Here is an 836-nt window from a genome sequence, read left to right as displayed (position 1 = left end):
GCGGGCATCGGCGGCGGCTCCGGCAGCAGCTCCGGCGGCTCCGGTGGAACCATTGAGATCAGCGGCGGCACGGTCACGGCTACAAGTGTCCACGGCGCGGGCATCGGCGGCGGCTACGGCTACTACGGCGTCGGCGGCAGCGGCGGAACCATCACAATCAGTGGCGGTATGGTCATGGCCAGCAGCGACAGAGGCGCGGGCATCGGCGGCGGCATCGGCTACGGCTACGGCGGCAGCGGCGGACAATTCACCGTAAACGGGAATGCCGTTGTGTTTGCCATAAGCAATCAGGCGGCACACATAGGCGGTAGTTCGGGCGGTAGTGAAGGTACAAAAAAACTAAATCAAGGCGTGGTATTTGAGGGGAGTAACGGAACAGTACATGGAAGTCCTGAGCTCCCCGGCGATATAACCATCCCGGACGGCTCCACCCTGACAGTGCCGAATGGCTCTACCCTGACCGTGCCGGACGGTACAACCGTCATGAATAACGGAACAATTACAAATAGCGGCACAATCAACGACTTCAGCGGCAGTATCAACGGGTCCGTGAACGGAAACCCGATCAATAACAAAGCTTCTGAGACAGCCATCACCTTCTGGAAAGACGGACAGAAGCTGACGGACGGCAAAGCTGTATATGGCGATACGGTCACGGTTCAAGTGGCCGTGGCGCAGAAAAATACCCGCCTGCGCACGGCCGCTCCCGATCAGGTGATTTTCAGAGCTGGAACCACCGAGCTTGGGACGGAAACCGTGACAAACGGAACGGCCTCTTTTTCCCTCCCGCTCACAGGGGATTCCTGGAAGCCGGACAGCTATACGATCACGGCGGC

1 protein-coding gene and 1 pseudogene are annotated in these 836 nt (G+C 59.6%); both read left to right on the top strand.

The window, feature by feature from the left end; translation table 11 throughout:
* Positions 1 to 6: 6 nt before the first annotated feature.
* Positions 7 to 90: pseudogene (locus tag DXA36_RS34500) on the top strand (hypothetical protein); the annotation flags it as partial.
* A gap of 84 nt (positions 91 to 174) precedes the next feature.
* On the top strand, positions 175 to 836 hold a 662-nt coding region (locus tag DXA36_RS33300), incomplete at its 3' end, for a hypothetical protein (RefSeq protein ID WP_330425148.1).

The sequence above is a fragment of the Eisenbergiella sp. OF01-20 genome, from assembly GCF_003478085.1.
Lineage (GTDB): Bacteria > Bacillota > Clostridia > Lachnospirales > Lachnospiraceae > Eisenbergiella.
The sequence above is the reverse complement of the archived record's forward strand: the minus strand, read 5'-3'. Positions and strand labels throughout refer to the sequence as shown.